Source organism: Gordonia terrae, assembly GCF_051789125.1.
GTDB lineage: Bacteria > Actinomycetota > Actinomycetes > Mycobacteriales > Mycobacteriaceae > Gordonia > Gordonia terrae_A.
Map to the genome: position 1 here is coordinate 2,990,922 of NZ_CP196526.1, position 16,668 is coordinate 3,007,589.

The following is a 16,668-nucleotide window of genomic DNA, read 5'->3' on the forward strand; positions in this document are numbered from 1 at the left end:
CAGTGCCCTACCCGGTGGTCACGCGCACCGTCGCGGGGCGCCCCGGATCGCACGATCCGTAGACGTCCGGGCCGGCCTGGGCGAAACCACCGTCGGCGAGACGGTCGCCGAGCGCCAAGGCGGCTTCGGCATCACGGGCGGTGATCTGCAGCGTGGCCGACGACGGGTCGGTGACGTCGACCGCCGTCGCGAGTTCGCCGGCCAGCGCCCACAGCCTGTTGACCAAGCGCGCCGAGGGGCCGTCCGGGTTCGGCTCCGCGGCGACCAGTTCGGGAACCGGTTGGGCGACCCGTCGCGCCCGGACGTTGGATTCCAGGGGCACCAGGCGCTCATCCCAGATCCGAGCCGCCGCCGCGGCGAGGTCCTCCGGCGCGCCCGAATTGTCGAGCCAGACATCGGCCACCGCACGACGCTGGTCGTCGGTCGCCTGCGCCGCGATACGCGCTCGCGCGTCTGCCTCGCCGACACCGCGCATCGTCGTGAGACGGTGCAGGCGCACCTCCGCGTCCGCGTACACGATGACCACCAGATGGAAGAAGGGCGCCGTGTGGTTCTCGACCAGGAGCGGGATGTCCTGCACCACAATCGCATCCGCCGGTGCCGCATCGAGGAGCGCCTGCGTGCGCGCACCGATCAGCGGGTGGGTGATGCCGTTGAGCTTCTGGCGGGAGTCGTCGTCGACGAACGCCTTGGCCGCCAGGGCGGGCCGGTCGAGCGCCCCGTCCGCGGCGAGGATGTCGGCACCGAACGCGTCGACGAGCGCGGCCAGACCCTCGGAACCGGGTTCGACCACCTCCCGCGCGATCTTGTCCGCGTCGATGATGTACGCGCCCCGCTCGACGAAGGTCTTTGCCACGGTCGATTTGCCGGCACCGATACCACCGGTCAGTCCAAGCCTGATCACGCCCACCAGTCTGACAAATCCTCCGGCAGGACAATCACACGGGCGGAGAGCCGACCGGCCCCGGTCCCCGGAGACTCCCGACGATGACCGTCGTGGAGACCTCCCCGGGAAACGGGGCCGAGAGTGGCGCCGGCCGCTAGCCGGTGACCGCGGCGAGCTCGATGGTCTGGTGCGGCAGATCGGCCTCGCCGACCTTCTCGTTCTTGGTCAGGTCGATGGCGACGATCTTCTTGGCCGCAGGGTCGCTGACGTAGGCGATGTTCTCCTGGACCACGACGTTCGGCATCGGGGACTGCCACTCGTCCGGCTCGGTCCATGCACCGACCGCGGGGATCTCGGCGATCTCCTGGGCCGTGTTGACATCGAAGACATGCAGGGCGCCATCGGTTCCCAGGATCACGGCGGACCCACCCGGGCCACGCTCGATGGACCGGAAGCTGTAGGAGGTGCCGAGGTCGACGAGCCGTAGCTGACCGGTGCGGGTGTCGGTGAGCGAGAAGCGGGTCGGTCGTTCGAGTTCGGCGTCCGGGTCGGACTTGTAGTCGCCCAGGATGATCGGGGACTCCTCGCTGCCGGCCTGGTTACCGATGCGGCCGTACGGGTCCGGGCTGTCGACCTTGCGGATCTCGTTCCCGTTGACGATCAGGATGCCGTCCTCACACCCGAAGGCGAGGACCCCGCCGGCGCCGGCGGCCTCGCCGTGGACACCCGGGCACTGGTCGTTGCGCACGATCTCCTTGCGCTCGGCGTCGAGGATCGCGATACCGCTACGCGAGTCCTCGTTACCCACGGTGGTCACGACGGTCCCGTCCTCACGGAACACCGCGACGCCGTGGTGGGGCTCGGGAACGGTGAAGGTCGTCGACGCCGGGTTCCCGCGCAGGAGCTCGGCCGGTTCGACGATGTCGACCTCTCCGGTTCCGTCGGTGAACAGCGTGATGCGGGAGTCATGGGGTACGACGTGGCCCGGCTCCTCGCCACCGAAGGTCATGTCGGTGAGAGTCGGCGTGGTGGTGTAGTGGTGGCCGTGGTCACCGTGCTGACGGGTCCACGTGCCCATGTCGAGGACCCGGAATCCATCCGACTCCGACACGAACACGTTGCGACCGTTGTCGGCGCTGTTGAGCCTGATGAATCCGTCGACGGGGAGGTCGGCGACCTGCTCCAGGGACTCCGCGTCGAGGACGAGGATTCCGCCGTCGTAACTCAGCGCGAGACGCGGTGTGGCGCTTTGCTGTTCGACGGCCTTGGCGGCACTCGACGATGCGGGCGCGGATTCGCTCGAATCCTCGCTTCCACAAGCGACGAGAGCAAAGGACGCGGCGGCGAGCAGTGCGAGGGATCGGGTCAGATTTGTCCGTTGTGCAAACACCCGGACAGTCAACAGCCAATCGAAAATCATTGTCAACAACGCATGGTTGGCCTGAGCCGCGGGAGGCGTCATCCCACCAGCGGACGCAACCCGTCGAGGAGTCGCCCCAGGCCGAATTCGAAGGCCTCGTCGGGGGCACCCGGCGCCTGATGGTGCTCTCCGACCGTGGTGCCGACGCGGTTCGCCAACGGAAACGCGCCTTCGGGGATCACCGCATCCAGCTCAGGAGCAACCGCCTCCCACCACTGCACGTCGGTCATCCCCGTCTCGGACGCGGCGACTCGGGCCCCGAGTGCCTCGCGTGCGTTACCCGTCACGAACGCACCCACCAGGACGATGATGTTGTCCCGCTCCAGGTCCGTGATCGCCACGTCTTCCAGCAACTCGAGCTGCCGCTCATAGCGGGCCAGCCGATGCGGGCCGAGCACCTGGCGCCAGGGGGAGGCATCCAGTAACCACGGGTGCGCCAGGTACTCGCCGCGTAACACGTGCGCCATGGCCGCAAGCGACTCGAGCACCGAGGACGACCTCTCGGGCATCCGGGCCCTCGCGGTCACCTGGTCGATCATGAGGGCGACCAGGACGTCACGTGTCGGTATGTAGGTGTAGAGCGTCATCGGCCCGATCCCGAGTGCGCCCGCGAGCGCACGCATCGAGAGCGCATCCAGTCCACGGTCGTCCGCGAGCCGGATGGCCGTGTCCACGATGTCGTCGACGGACAATCGTTGCCGTGGACCACGACGCGGCGCCTCCGCCCCGATCTCCGAGCGCCACAGGAGACGGACGAGCGCACGGACATCCTCGACGGTCGACACGTTGCCACCTTTCCCGTACGGTGTACCGAGTCATTACTCCGTACACCGTACCAAGTGAGGTGTTCCACTGCCCGTTCAGGCCACCTACCTTCCCGACATCCATCAGTTCGCCCTCTGGTCATCGCACGGTCAGGCCGGCGACGGCCGTGCGGAGACATGCCGTCTCGCAGTCCCGGACGGGAACGACCTCGTCGTCCGGGACATCGCGTGCGACCTCGTCGACGTCGACGAGGTCGCAGCCAAGGATGGGGGCGGACTCGTGCAGCTCGCGCCGTCGGTGCATGCGTGGCAACGCGTCCTCGCCGGCCACCCGGACACGCCGCTCCCACTCGCCGCGCACGCCGAGGTGGATCCCACCGGTACCGCGGTGACCACCGCCGGCTTCGCGCGAGACGTGCTGCGCGATTGCATCGGCGTGGAGGACCGACTCCGCGAGGTCTTGCACGCCAGCCTGCGGCCGTACCAGGTCCGTGGGGTCTCGTGGCTGGCGCAGACGGCCGAGGCCTCCACCGGCGCCGTTCTCGCCGACGAGATGGGGCTCGGGAAGACGCTGCAGGCGATCGGGCTGCTGTGCTTACGCGCCTCGGAGGGCCCCCAGCTCATCGTGTGCCCGACGAGTCTGGTCAGCAACTGGGCACACGAGATCGGCCGTTTCGCACCCTCACTGACGGTGTCCACCGGCACCCTCGAGCACGCGCCGGCAACCGCGGGTTCGGTCACCGTGATCTCGTACGCCCGCCTGCGCCTGAACTCCGGCCACCTACGCGAACAACATTGGACGACAGCGGTATTCGACGAGGCCCAGGCTCTCAAGAATCCCCGCACGCAGCTCGCGAGAGCCGCACGCGACGTCGACGCAGGTGCACGAATCGCGCTGACGGGAACACCGATCGAGAACGGTCTCGACGACCTGTGGGCGATCTTGCGGGTCGTCGCGCCTGCCCTGTTCCCCCACAAGGCGGTCTTTCGGCGCCGGTTCACCCGGGCCGTGAACGACGGCGACACCGAAGCGCTGCAACGACTTCGTGTGGCGGTGGCACCGGTCGTGCTGGCACGCACCAAGTCCCGTGTGGCCGCCGCCCTACCCGCCAAGATCTCCAACCCGGTCCTCGTCGACCTCACCGAGGAGCAGGCCCGGCTCTACGACGACCACCTCGCCGACATCGAGGGAGACGGTTTCGGTCGCGGAATCGAGAGGCATGGGAGAATTCTGGCCACACTCACCCGACTCAAACAGATCTGCAATCACCCCGCCCTGGTCACCGGGGACGACGGGCTCCTCGCGGGTCGGTCGGGCAAACTGGATGTGTGCACTGATCTCCTCGACGAGAACCTGCGGACCGGCGCGGCCACGCTCGTCTTCACCCAGTATCGGGATACCGGCGAACTCCTCGTCCGGCACATAGCCGAGCAACTCGGCGTCGACGCCCCGTTCTTCCACGGCGGCCTCCCGGCAGCCCGCCGGAACGAACTCGTCGCGGACTTCCAGGCGGGCCGCGGCGGTGACGTGATGGTGATGAGTCTGAAGGCCGGCGGTGTCGGGCTCACCCTCACACGGGCATGCGACGTCATCCACTTCGATCGCTGGTGGAACCCGGCCGTCGAGGCGCAGGCATCCGATCGAGTCCATCGGATCGGCCAGCGGCGGCCGGTCACGGTCACGACTCTGACGACGGCCACCACGGTCGAGGAGCACATCGACAGCCTCCACCGGCGCAAATCCGCTCTCGGCACACACGCCGGCGACACCTCGGCCCTGACCGAGTTCACCCGTCTCGGCGACGAGCGGCTGATCGACATCCTGCGACGCGGTAGGGAATCCGAATGAGCAGCGCGACACCCGAATTCGGTTTCACCCGCTGGGGCGCCGAGGTCGTTCGACTCGCAGAGCCGTTGTCCGTCCGAGCACCCGAACCGCAGGCGCCACGTGCTCGCAGCATCGCCCGGAACGGCGGTGTCGAGCTGGACGTCGACGGCCGGTCCGTCCGCGGAAGGGTCCAGCGGGGCGGGCAGGCTTCGGTCGCCCATCTCGAGTTCGCACCGATGACGGCTGCGGCCGCATCGATCCTGCGAACGGTTCTGGGCGCGGCGAACGAGCCCGGGGACGAAACGCACCGGCAGGTCGTCGAATCCGGGACGTGGTCACCCGCGGCGTTGGATGCGGCGGACTGCTCCTGTCGAGGGCGCGGGGACCGGTGCGTTCACATCCTCGCCGTCCTGTACGCGACGGCCGCGGCGATCGATCGCGAGCCTGCACTGGCCCTGCGCCTGCGCGACTTCGACGCGTCGTTCGACGGCGTATCCGTCGACACTGCCCTCGATCCCCCGACGGGTCGTGTGCCGCCGCGCTGGACGGCGCTGACCGCCTTCGATGTCCGGGACTACTGGGACGTCGGGAGTCGTGTCGACCTGCGCGGCTGAACATCGCGACCGCGGTACCTGGCGATCCCCTCTCCCCGACGAGTTCACCAGTGACCACATACGAGAGAAGCCCTCCCGGAATCCGGGAGGGCTTCTCTGTGGTGCTCAGAGAGCGACGATGTCAGGCGTTGCCCGACAGCTTCTCGCGCAGTGCGGCGAGCTGCTCATCGCTGGCCAGCGAACCACCGGCCGACGAACCGCCGGTCGAGCTGCTGCTCGACGATGCGGCGCCTCCGCGGCTCTCCGAAGCCGACGAGTAGTCGGTCGGGGCGTTGGCGGCCTCGGCGGCAGCAGCGGCGAACTTCTCCATCTGGGCGGTGTGCATCTTGTGGCGACGCTCGGCCTCGGCGTACCGGGCCTCCCATGCCTCACGCTGCTTCTCGAAGCCTTCGAGCCATTCGTTGGTCTCGGCGTCGAAGCCCTCGGGGAAGATGTAGTTGCCCTGCTCGTCGTAGCTGTCGGCCATGCCGTACTTCGACGGGTCGAACTCTTCGGTGTAGTCCTCGTTGGCCTGCTTGAGGCTCAGCGAGATACGACGACGCTCGAGGTCGATGTCGATGACCTTGACCATCGCGTCGTCACCGACGGCGACAACCTGATCCGGCACCTCGACGTGGCGCTCGGCCAACTCGGAGATGTGGACCAGACCCTCGATGCCCTCGTCGACGCGGACGAACGCACCGAACGGCACCAGCTTGGTGACCTTGCCGGGCACGATCTGGCCGATGGCGTGGGTGCGAGCGAACTGACGCCACGGGTCTTCCTGAGTGGCCTTGAGCGACAGCGACACGCGCTCGCGGTCCAGATCGACGTCGAGGACCTCGACGGTGACCTCGTCGCCCACGGCGACGACCTCGGACGGGTGGTCGATGTGCTTCCAGGACAGCTCGGAGACGTGCACCAGACCGTCGACGCCGCCGAGATCGACGAACGCACCGAAGTTGACGATCGAGGACACGACGCCCTTGCGGACCTGGCCCTTCTGCAGCTGGTGCAGGAACTCGCTGCGGACCTCGGACTGGGTCTGCTCGAGCCATGCCCGGCGCGACAGGACCACGTTGTTGCGGTTCTTGTCGAGCTCGATGATCTTGGCTTCGATCTCCTTGCCGATGTACGGCTGCAGATCGCGGACGCGACGCATCTCCACCAGCGATGCCGGGAGGAAGCCACGCAGGCCGATGTCCAGGATCAGGCCGCCCTTGACGACCTCGATGACGGTGCCCTTGACGGCCTCGTCCTTCTCCTTGAGCTCCTCGATGGTGCCCCATGCCCGCTCGTACTGCGCGCGCTTCTTGGAGAGGATCAGACGACCTTCTTTGTCCTCCTTGGTGAGGACCAGGGCTTCGACCTCGTCACCGACGTTGACGACCTCGTTGGGGTCCACATCGTGCTTGATCGACAGTTCGCGAGAAGGGATGACGCCTTCGGTCTTGTAACCGATGTCGAGCAGAACCTCGTCCCGATCGACCTTGACGATGGTGCCTTCCACGATGTCGCCATCGTTGAAGTACTTGATCGTGGAGTCGATGGCGGCGAGAAAGTCCTCGGCAGTGCCGATGTCATTGACGGCTACTTGCGGCGAGGTGATCGTGGGGGACGACATATGTTGAGTTGCTCCGGACAGGTGTGTAGTAGGTACGATTCGTGGAACTGAGGATCAACACCGCCACCGGTCGATTACGTCTCCGACCTGGGCCTGTGTGAACCGCGCGTCATACGGCACACGCGCGTACAAAAGACTACTCCAGCGGCGTTGCGCTGGGCAAATAGCCCGCGAATGAGACCATGTCCACGTGGCACACTCGCTCGAACTGATTCTCGACGACACCTCCGACCAGCGGGTTCGCGACGAATGGGCCGTCCTCGCCGAGGCCGGGCTGCCCCATCAGGGTCGCGTCGCCTCGCCGACCAACCGTCCGCACGTCACCCTGGTCGCGGCGTCGGTGATCGATTCCGGCGTGGACACGGCTCTGTCGGCGGTGAGTACCAGACTGCCCATCACCATGCGCCTGGGCGCCCCGGTCGTGTTCGGCCACGGCCGGCGTATGACCCTCGCCAGGCTCGTGGTGCCGTCGACCGAGATCCTGTCGGTCCACGCCCAGGTCGCACGGGTGTCCGCGGAGTTCCTCGGACACGAATCCTCCCCCGCTTTCGACCACACGCGGACAGGCAGATGGACGCCCCATGTCACGCTCGCTCGACGACTCGACACCGAGCAGCTCGCGCGCGCCCTCGCCATCCTCGAACTGCATTCCGAGATCGTCGGTTCGTTTGTCGCGGTGCGCCGTTGGGACCCTGACGCCGGCGTCGACCACGTCTTCGCGGGGCGGGCCTGCTGACCGTGGATCTGGAGACGGCGCCGCGATTCTCGCTCTAGCCCGCGCTCACGGCGGACAGGTTACCCACGTGCGGACGCCCGACGGACGGATCCGTTTGTCTGCACCCCGTCCGGCAGACGTCTGACATCTGTCCGGGCAAACGCCGGTGAAGTGCGTCACATCCGCGCCATCATCGAGATCATGACCGAACCACCGAACCACAGGAACACCGTCGAGGACAGCGGCAACGCCGTCGGCGCAGAGGAGTTCGCCGAGCGACTGTTCGCCTCCACGCTTGCGACCGTCGAAACCTTGAGCGTCTACCTCGGCGAGCGACTCGGGTGGTACCGCTGCCTGGCCGACGACGGTCCCCTCACCGCCGATGCGCTGGCCGCGCGCACGAACACCGACGCCCGATACGCCCGGGAATGGCTGGAGATGCAGAGCGCCTACCGCATCCTCGACGTAGACCTGTCGGCCGATCCCCCGGTGTTCGGCATCTCCGCAGGCGTCGCCGAGGTGCTCACCGACACCGCGAGCCTGTCCTATCTCGGCGCGCTGCCCCGGATGTTCGCCGCCGCGGCACGCCACCTGCCGGAGTTGCTCGAGGCCTACCGCACCGGAGGGGGCGTCAGCTGGGAAGCGCTCGGCGCCGACGCCCGCGAGTGTCAGGCCGCACTGAACCGCCCGTGGTTCGACTCCCGGTTGGCGCCTGCGCTCGCCGGTGTCGACCATGTGCACGCAACGCTCTCCCGACCGGGTGCGCGCATCGCCGACATCGGGTACGGAGCGGGTTACTCCACGATCGCACTGGCCCGGGCGTACCCGGAGGCCACGTTCGTCGGGCTCGACGTCGACGAGGCGTCGGTGCGGATGGCGCAGGACAACGCTGCTGCCGCGGGGGTGACGGACCGGGTACGTTTCCTTGTTGCTGACGGTGACGAGGCCGCCACACACGGCCCGTTCGACGCCGCCTTCGCCTTCGAGTGCCTGCACGACATGCCCCGGCCCGTCGAGGTCCTCGCGGCCGTCCGCTCAGCGTTGTCTCCCGGCGCCTCGATGATCGTGATGGACGAGGCCGTGTCCGATGAATTCGCCGGCCCGGCAGACGATCTCGACAAGATCATGTACGGGTTCTCGCTCCTGGTCTGTCTCCCGGATTCCATGAGCTCTCCCCCATCTGCCGCGACTGGAACCGTGTTCCGGACTTCGACGCTGCGAACGTATGCCCGCGACGCGGGGTATCGGGACGTCGTGGTGTTGCCGATCGAGGACTTCAGCTTCTTCCGCTTCTACGAATTGACCACCTGAACGGGGCACCGGCCGGACCCGACCGAGGCCCTAAGATCGCAGGATGCCCTCCGATGAGGCGGATTACACGCACACTCCGTCGAACTCCGACCCGTCGCCCCGCTCGCCGCGGGCCCTCGGGGACGTCGACTCCACGACCAGCGACCGGGCCAGCCGGTGGTGGTGGGACCACGACGCCGACAACTATCACGTCGAACACGGTGAGTTCCTGGGCACCTACAGCACGGGCGGCGACTTCGTCTGGTGTCCGGAGGGCGTGCGTGAATCCGAGGTCCATCTGCTGGGCGAGATCGAGAACCGCGACATCCTCGAAATCGGTTGCGGGTCGGCGCCCTGCGCCCGCTGGCTCGCCGCACATGGTGCGCGCGCGGTCGGCGTCGACCTGTCGCGCCGCATGCTGGGCATCGGGCTCGATGCGATGGCCGCCGAAGGTGTCCGCGTCCCGCTGGTCCAGGCGACTGCCGAGACGTTGCCGTTCGCGGCGGAGTCCTTCGACGCCGCGTGCTCGGCGTTCGGTGCCGTCCCGTTCGTCGCGGACTCCGCCGGGGTGATGGCCGAAGTGGCGCGGGTGTTGAAACCCGGGGGCCGCTGGGTGTTCGCGGTCAACCACCCGATGCGGTGGATGTTCCTCGACGATCCGGGACCCGAGGGCCTGACCGTACGCATCCCCTACTTCAATCGCACCCCGTACACCGAGACGGATGCGAACGGCGCTCTGACCTATGTCGAACACCACCGGACGATCGGAGACCGGGTACGCGAACTCCGAGCGGCCGGTTTCATCCTCGACGACATCATCGAACCAGAGTGGCCGGACGGTTTCGACCGCGAATGGGGCCAGTGGAGTCCGTTGCGCGGCAGCTACTTTCCCGGTACAGCGATCTTCTGCAGCCACAAAGCCGGGTGACGGGCGAGAACCGTTCTCAGAGGAGTTTCGACAGGAACTCGCGTGTCCGCGGTTCGCGGGGATTGGCGAGCAGTTCCCGCGGATCCCCCTTCTCCACCACGACGCCGGCGTCCATGAAGACCAGCTGATCTGCGACCTCGCGCGCGAAGCCCATCTCGTGGGTCACCACCATCATGGTCATGCCATCGGCCGCGAGTTCACGCATCACCTTGAGCACGTCACCGACGAGCTCGGGGTCGAGCGCCGAGGTCGGCTCGTCGAACAGCATGAGCTTCGGGTCCATCGCCAGCGCCCGAGCGATCGCGACCCGCTGCTGCTGTCCGCCGGAGAGCTGCGCGGGGTAGGCGTCCGAGCGCGACGACAGCCCGACCCGGTCGAGCAGGTAGCGGGCCTTCTCCTCTGCTTCGGCGCGCGACTGCCTCTTCACCTGCATCGGCGCCTCGATCACGTTCTCGAGCGCCGTGCGATGCGGGAACAGGTTGAAGTGCTGGAATACCATGCCGATGTCACGGCGTTGGGTCGCCGCGTCCTTCGCGCTCATCTCGTAGAGCTTGTCGCCGCGTTCGCGGTAACCGATGAGATCACCGTCGACGTAGAGGCGCCCGGCATTGACGCGCTCGAGGTGGTTCACGCATCGCAGAAACGTCGACTTGCCCGAGCCGGACGGGCCGATCATGCACAGGACCTCACCGCGCGCGACCTCGAGCGAGATCCCCTTCAGGACCTCCACCGAGCCGAAACTCTTGCAGACCCGGTCGGCCCGCACCATCGGCGTGCTCGCCGGCATCCCGTCCACACTCACGCTTTTTCTCCCCCTGCGGGCCCCGCGGCACCACCTGGCGCCGTCGCGGCACCATCGGCCATGGTCTTGAGTTGCCGTGCGGTCAGGTGGCGGGTCGCTCCCTTGGCGTAGTAACGCTCCAGGTAATACTGCCCCACCATCAGGATGCTGGTGACCGCGAGATACCAGGTGGAGGCCACGAGCAGCAGCGGGATCGGCTCGAAGATCACGCCGGAGATGTCACGCTGGCGCCCGTAGAGGTCGAGTGTGAGCGGCACCGCGGCGACCAGGCTGGTGGTCTTGAGCATGCTGATCAGTTCGTTGCCCGTCGGCGGGATGATCACGCGCATCGCCTGCGGGAGCACGGTGCGTCGCATGGTCTGCGACCACGACATGCCCAGGGCCACCGACGCCTCTGTCTGCCCCTCGCCCACCGACGACACCCCGGCTCGGACGATCTCGGCCATGTAGGCCGCCTCGTTCAGACCCAGCCCGATGACCGCGAACAGGAATGCGGCGTTGAGGGTCTGGATGTCCAGCGACACGAACTGGTGGACGAACGGGATGCCCAGATCGATCTGCTTGTAGATCGCCGGGAACAGCCCCCAGAACACCAGTTGCACGTACACCGGTGTGCCGCGGAAGATCCACAGGTACACCCACGACGTCCCCCGCAGAACGGGATTGGGGCTCAATCGCATGATCGCGAGCAACACGCCGAGGACCACCGCGATCGCCATCGACAGCAGCGTCAGCGCCAGCGTGTACCCGACGCCCGACAAGATGCGCGAATCGAACAGGTAGTTGCCGTAGGTGCCCCAGCCGTATGCCTCGTTGGTCGCCGCACCGTAGATGAACAGGGCGGCGAGCACGACGATCACGACGGCGGCGATCCACTGACCGGGCCGGCGCAGCGGGATCGCCTTGATCGGTTCGGGTTCGCTTGCCGCCGTTACGGTGCCGGGCTGCGGTGACGTCATGTCAGCTCACCGCGCCGTTGATTTCGGAGACATCGATCATGCCCTCCTCGAGGCCCCAGTTGGCCGCGATCTCTCGGTACTGTCCGTTGTCGATCAGATACTGCGCGGCTCGCTGCAGTGCGAGGGCGAGCGGCGAACCCTTTCGCACGGGCCATCCGTACGGGGCGGAGTCGAACACCCCACCCGCGGGCTTCAGTCGATCCTCGGTGCGCTTGATGGCGTAGGCCGTGACCGGCGAGTCGGCCGACATCGCGTCGACGCGCCCCAGGATCAATGCGTTGACCGCTTCGTCCTGGCTGTCGAACTTGACCTTGTCGATCGCGGGTTTGCCCGCGGCGACGCAGGCCTCGCTCTTGGCGGGCACCTCGTCGGTGTCCTCGTAGGTGGTGGTCTGTACCGCGACCCGGAGTCCGCAGGCGTTGTCCGGGTCGATGACGTCGTCGTTGTCGGCCGCCTGTGCCCACTGCACGCCCGCGCTGTAGTAGGTGACGAAGTCGACCTGCTTCTCGCGTTCCAGCGTGTCGGTGAACGACGACATGCCCAGCTGATACGTGCCTGCCTGCACGGACGGGATGATCGTGTCGAACTGGGATTCCTTGTAGTCCGGGACCAGTCCGAGCACCTTGCCGACCGCGTTCATCAGGTCGACGTCGTAGCCCACGATCTTGCCGGTCGCGTCCTTGTATTCGTTCGGCTGGTACGGGATGTTGACCCCGACCACGAGCCGGCCGGTGCGAGCGATCTCCGGCGGCACGAGCGCGGCGATCTGCGGCACCTTCGCGACATCGACGTCGATGGGTGTCACCTGGTTGGCGCGCTCGCGTTCCTCGTTGTTCACGCAACCGGTCACCACCACGGTGATTGCGAGGAGGACGCCGAGCCAGCGAGCCACACGCGTCACTCCACCTCCCTTCGTCCGGCTAAGCGCACCCACATACTGTAGTTCGCCCGCGCCGCCCCGGCTCGCCACCCGCCGTTCATGCCCGGTCATCGCGAACGGTCGCCACGACCGCGTCCGCGAACTCGGAGGTCGACGCGGTCCCGCCGAGATCGGATGTGGCGCTCGAGGCGAGGGTGGCGGCTACGGCGGAGTCCATGCGCGTGCCCGCGGCGACGAGCGCGGCGTCGTCGACCATCTGTCCGTACCGGCGGAATGCCATCGCCACCGACACGATCATCGCCACCGGGTTGGCGATCCCGCGGCCCGCGATGTCGGGTGCGGCACCGTGGGTGGCCTGCGCCATGACCCTGCTCGCCGAGCAGTTGACGGAGCCGGCGATGCCCAGGGAACCCGCCAGCTCGCCCGCCAGGTCCGAAAGGATGTCCCCGAACAGATTCTCGGTGACGAGGACGTCGAAGTCGCCGGGACGACGGACGAGCAGTGCGGCCATCGCGTCGACATGTTGCTCGTCGACGTCGACGTCCGGGAAGTCGGTGGCCACCTCACGACAGACATCTCGGAACAGTCCCGTCGTCAGACGGAGGACATTGGCCTTGTGCACGATCGTCACGCGCGCCGGGCGGTGCGGACCGGCGCGATCGAGCGCGGCTTCGAAGGCGACACGGGCGATGCGCTCGCTCGCGCCTCGCGTGACGAGCCCCACCGACAGTGCGACGTCCGGTGTCGGCATGAACTCGCCGCTGCCGACCGCCATGTTGCGATCGGCATAGAGGCCTTCGGAGTTCTCGCGGACGATCAGGATGTCCATATCCGGTGTCACCGCACGAACCCCGGGAAAGGCGACCGCCGGCCGGAGGTTGGCGAAGAGGTCGTAGCGGGTTCGCAGCACCGCACCCGGTGTGCGACCGCGGTGTTCGATCGGATACGACGCGGAGTCATGCGGGCCGACGATCCACAGCGGGAGCTCGTCGAGCGCGGCCAAGGTCTCCATCGGCACCGGGTCGGCGTGTGACGCTATCGCGTCCGACCCGAAAGGCAGTTCGAGCCAGTCGATCTCGATGCCCGATGCGCGTGCGGCGGCATCAGCGACGGCCATCGCCGCCGGGACGATCTCGCCTCCGATGCCGTCCCCGACCAGGACACCGACCCGCCGTGCGTCCGGGGTCATCAATGCGCCGCGTCGTCCCAGGACCGACCGAAACCGACCGACACCTCCAGCGGCACCGACAACGTGATGGCGCTGCCCATCTCCTCGCGCACGACCGCCTCCACCGCATCTCGCTCGCCCGCGGCGACCTCGATGACCAGCTCGTCGTGGACCTGGAGCAGCGTCCGCGACACCAGCTTCTCGGCGGCGAGACGCTTGTGCACGTTGATCATCGCGACCTTGATGATGTCGGCGGCGGTGCCCTGGATCGGCGCGTTGAGCGCCATCCGCTCGGCGGACTGCCGTCGTTGCCAGTTGTCGCTGTTGAGGTCGGGCAGGTAGCGGCGACGACCGAAGAGGGTCGCGGTGTACTCGTTGCGGCGGGCCTCGGCGACGACGTCGTGCAGGTAGTCCCGGACTCCGCCGAACCGCGCGAAGTACGCCTCCATCTGTTCCTTGGCCTCGTCGCGGCTGATCTTGAGTTGCGCTGCCAGCCCGAAAGCGCTGAGGCCGTAGGCGAGTCCGTACGACATGGCCTTCACCCGATGACGCATCTCGGTGGTCACCTCGTCGATCGGCACCCCGAACGCCCGTGATCCGACGAAGTTGTGGAGGTCCTCACCGGTGTTGAAGGCCTCGATGAGGCCGGCGTCCTCGGACAGGTGAGCCATGATCCGCATCTCGATCTGGCTGTAGTCGGCGGTCATCAGACACTCGAAGGGCTCACCCGTCGCCGAGTCGGAGCCGACGACGAAACCACGACGGATCTCGCGACCGGCCTCGGTCCGTACCGGGATGTTCTGCAGGTTCGGCTCGGTCGACGACAGGCGACCCGTCGCGGCGATCGTCTGGTTGAACGTGGTGTGGATGCGGCCGTCGTCGGCGACGGACTTCAGCAGGCCATCGACGGTCACCTTCAGTCGCGTGGCGTCGCGATGCTCGAGCAGGTGCGCCAGGAACGGGTGTTCGGTCTTCTCGTAGAGCGACTGCAGCGCATCTGCGTCGGTGGTGTACCCGGTCTTGGTCTTCTTGGTCTTCGGCATGTCCAGCTTGTCGAAGAGCACGGTTTGCAACTGTTTGGGCGAACCGAGATTGATCTGCTCGCCGATCACCTCGTAGGACGCCTCGGCCGCGGCCCGGATTCGGTCCGCGAACATCTGCTCGAGGGCGCCGAAATGGTCGACGTCGACCGCGATGCCGGCCGCCTCGGCATCGGCGAGCACGAACGACAGCGGCAACTCCATCTCCGTGAGCAGGGGCTTGGAGTCGATGCGGTCCAGTTCGGTGTCGAGTGTGTCGGCGAGTTCTTGCACCGCCCGCGCCTCGAGCATGTGTTGTTCGGCCACGTGGCCGTCGGTGTCGTCGTCGAGCAGCGACATCTGCCCGTTTCCCGGGCCGTCGTCGGCACGGAGCTCGCGCCGCAGGTAGCGCAGCGCGAGGTCGTCGAGGTTGAACGAGCGCTGTCCCGGGCGGACCAGATAGGCGGCGAGTGAGGTGTCGCTGGTGACGCCGTCGAGCTTCCACCCCCGGGGACGCAGCGCGTGAACGGCCCACTTCGCCTCGTGCACGGCCTTGAGCGCTGACGCGTCGCCGAGCCATTCGGCAAGCGCCGCTTCATCTTCCGGGCTCATCGCGGTGACGTCGACATAGGCCGAGGAACCGTCGGCGGCAGCGATCGCGATCCCGCTCGGGTCGGAACCGACGACGACGTGCGGTGCGGTGACGGCGAGCCCGGTGCGCCCGGTACGCGCGTGTTCGGTCAGCCAGCCCGCGACCTCGCCGGCACCGAGGACCGCGCCGTCGAGGTCGAAACCCGCTTCCGCCTCCGGCTCGACAGAGCTCAGCGTCGAGAACAGCCGGTCGCGCAGAACGCGGAATTCGAGGTCGTCGAAGAGCTGATGGATTCGGTCGCGGTCCCAGCCGACCATCGCGAGATCGTCCGGCGACGCGGGCAACTGCATGTCGCGGACCAACTCGGTGAGTTGGCGATTTGTCTGCACCGACGCGAGATGGGCGCGCAACGCGTCGCCCACCTTGCCCTTGACCTCGTCGACGTGGTCGACGAGGGCCGCGAGCGACCCGTACTCACGGATCCACTTCGACGCCGTCTTCTCCCCGACCCCGGGAATGCCCGGCAAGTTGTCGCTCGGGTCGCCCCGGAGGGCGGCGTAGTCGGGATACTGCGCCGGCGTCAGGCCGTACTTCTTCTCCACTTCCTCGGGCGTGAAGCGGGTCAGGTCCGAGACACCCTTGCGCGGGTAGAGCACGGTGGTCGACGCGTCGACGAGCTGCAGGGAATCGCGGTCACCGGTGACGATGAGCACCTTGTAACCGTCTTCCCGCGCCCTCGTCGCGAGGGTGGCGATGATGTCGTCGGCCTCGTAACCCTCGATGGCCATCACGGTGACACCGAGTGCGTCGAGGACTTCCTTGGTGAGGTCGACCTGCCCGTTGAACTCATCGGGCGACTTGGAGCGCTGCGCCTTGTACTCGGGGTACATCTCCGAGCGGAACGTCTTGCGCGAGACGTCGAAGGCGGCGGCGATATGGGTCGGTCCCTCGTCGCGCAACAGGTTGATGAGCATCGACGTGAAGCCGTAGACGGCGTTGGTCGTCTGGCCCGAATGGGTCTTGAAGTTCTCCGCGGGCAGCGCGAAGAACGCGCGGTAGGCCAGGGAGTGCCCGTCGAGGAGCATCAACACCGGCTGCTTGGTCTTGCCCTTGCCTCCGGCTGCCGTCTTGCCGGCCGTTCCGGTCGCCGTGGCGGGGGTCGTTGCCGGGGAACTCTGCGCTGGACTCACGTCGCAGAGT

The 16,668-nt window shown here is 67.4% G+C and carries 14 protein-coding genes; 5 read left to right on the top strand and 9 right to left on the bottom strand.

Translation table 11 applies throughout. The annotated features are described in order from the left end of the window. Positions 1–7: 7 nt before the first annotated feature. The 3 genes from coaE to ACSUZC_RS13510 form a co-directional block, all read right to left on the bottom strand. Complete coding sequence (gene coaE / locus ACSUZC_RS13500; RefSeq protein WP_439029049.1) at positions 8–904, bottom strand: dephospho-CoA kinase; 897 nt, start codon at positions 902–904, stop codon at positions 8–10. A gap of 136 nt (positions 905–1,040) precedes the next feature. Next, positions 1,041–2,306, bottom strand: coding sequence for a zinc metallochaperone AztD (gene aztD, locus ACSUZC_RS13505; RefSeq protein WP_439033119.1), 1,266 nt, complete (start codon positions 2,304–2,306; stop codon positions 1,041–1,043). A 38-nt stretch (positions 2,307–2,344) separates the two neighbouring features. Further along, entirely contained in the window at positions 2,345–3,091 is a 747-nt protein-coding gene (locus ACSUZC_RS13510) for a TetR/AcrR family transcriptional regulator (RefSeq protein WP_439029050.1), read from the bottom strand. 259 nt (positions 3,092–3,350) lie between these two features. Here ACSUZC_RS13510 and ACSUZC_RS13515 point away from each other — a divergent pair, with 259 nt between their 5' ends. Both ACSUZC_RS13515 and ACSUZC_RS13520 read left to right on the top strand, forming a co-directional pair. Then, positions 3,351–4,919 carry a DEAD/DEAH box helicase gene (locus tag ACSUZC_RS13515; RefSeq protein ID WP_439029051.1) on the top strand — a complete coding sequence of 523 codons (1,569 nt, stop codon included), beginning with the start codon at positions 3,351–3,353 and terminating at the stop codon, positions 4,917–4,919. Then, positions 4,916–5,512, top strand: coding sequence for an SWIM zinc finger family protein (locus ACSUZC_RS13520; RefSeq protein ID WP_439029052.1), 597 nt, complete (start codon positions 4,916–4,918; stop codon positions 5,510–5,512). The genes ACSUZC_RS13515 and ACSUZC_RS13520 overlap by 4 nt, the downstream gene beginning before the upstream one ends. Before the next feature lie 121 nt (positions 5,513–5,633). Here the strand turns inward: ACSUZC_RS13520 and rpsA are convergent, their stop codons facing one another. Continuing rightward, complete coding sequence (gene rpsA / locus ACSUZC_RS13525) at positions 5,634–7,115, bottom strand: 30S ribosomal protein S1 (protein ID WP_439029053.1); 1,482 nt, start codon at positions 7,113–7,115, stop codon at positions 5,634–5,636. 190 nt (positions 7,116–7,305) lie between these two features. Here rpsA and ACSUZC_RS13530 point away from each other — a divergent pair, with 190 nt between their 5' ends. The 3 genes from ACSUZC_RS13530 to ACSUZC_RS13540 all read left to right on the top strand — a co-directional run bounded on the left by ACSUZC_RS13530 (position 7,306) and on the right by ACSUZC_RS13540 (position 10,048). After that, positions 7,306–7,851, top strand: coding sequence for a 2'-5' RNA ligase family protein (locus ACSUZC_RS13530; RefSeq protein ID WP_439029054.1), 546 nt, complete (start codon positions 7,306–7,308; stop codon positions 7,849–7,851). A 180-nt stretch (positions 7,852–8,031) separates the two neighbouring features. Beyond that, positions 8,032–9,141, top strand: coding sequence for a class I SAM-dependent methyltransferase (locus ACSUZC_RS13535; RefSeq protein WP_439029055.1), 1,110 nt, complete (start codon positions 8,032–8,034; stop codon positions 9,139–9,141). A 43-nt stretch (positions 9,142–9,184) separates the two neighbouring features. Next, the gene (locus tag ACSUZC_RS13540) at positions 9,185–10,048 is read left to right on the top strand and encodes a class I SAM-dependent methyltransferase (RefSeq protein ID WP_439029056.1); all 864 of its coding nucleotides are present in this window, start codon (positions 9,185–9,187) and stop codon (positions 10,046–10,048) included. 16 nt (positions 10,049–10,064) lie between these two features. Here ACSUZC_RS13540 and ACSUZC_RS13545 read toward each other — a convergent pair whose 3' ends face one another. The 5 genes from ACSUZC_RS13545 to polA form a co-directional block, all read right to left on the bottom strand. Beyond that, complete coding sequence (locus ACSUZC_RS13545) at positions 10,065–10,817, bottom strand: amino acid ABC transporter ATP-binding protein (RefSeq protein ID WP_439033120.1); 753 nt, start codon at positions 10,815–10,817, stop codon at positions 10,065–10,067. Positions 10,818–10,846: 29 nt separating this feature from the next. Further along, on the bottom strand, positions 10,847–11,809 hold the full coding sequence (locus ACSUZC_RS13550; RefSeq protein WP_439029057.1) for an amino acid ABC transporter permease: 963 nt from the start codon (positions 11,807–11,809) through the stop codon (positions 10,847–10,849). A gap of 1 nt (position 11,810) precedes the next feature. Further along, positions 11,811–12,710: an ABC transporter substrate-binding protein gene (locus tag ACSUZC_RS13555; protein ID WP_439029058.1), complete on the bottom strand. Its 900-nt coding sequence runs from the start codon at positions 12,708–12,710 to the stop codon at positions 11,811–11,813. A gap of 76 nt (positions 12,711–12,786) precedes the next feature. Then, a complete protein-coding gene (locus ACSUZC_RS13560; RefSeq protein WP_439029059.1) occupies positions 12,787–13,878 on the bottom strand; it encodes an isocitrate/isopropylmalate dehydrogenase family protein in 1,092 nt (363 codons plus the stop codon). Further along, positions 13,878–16,658: a DNA polymerase I gene (polA, locus tag ACSUZC_RS13565; RefSeq protein ID WP_439029060.1), complete on the bottom strand. Its 2,781-nt coding sequence runs from the start codon at positions 16,656–16,658 to the stop codon at positions 13,878–13,880. Before polA ends, ACSUZC_RS13560 begins: the two co-directional genes overlap by 1 nt. Positions 16,659–16,668: the final 10 nt, after the last annotated feature.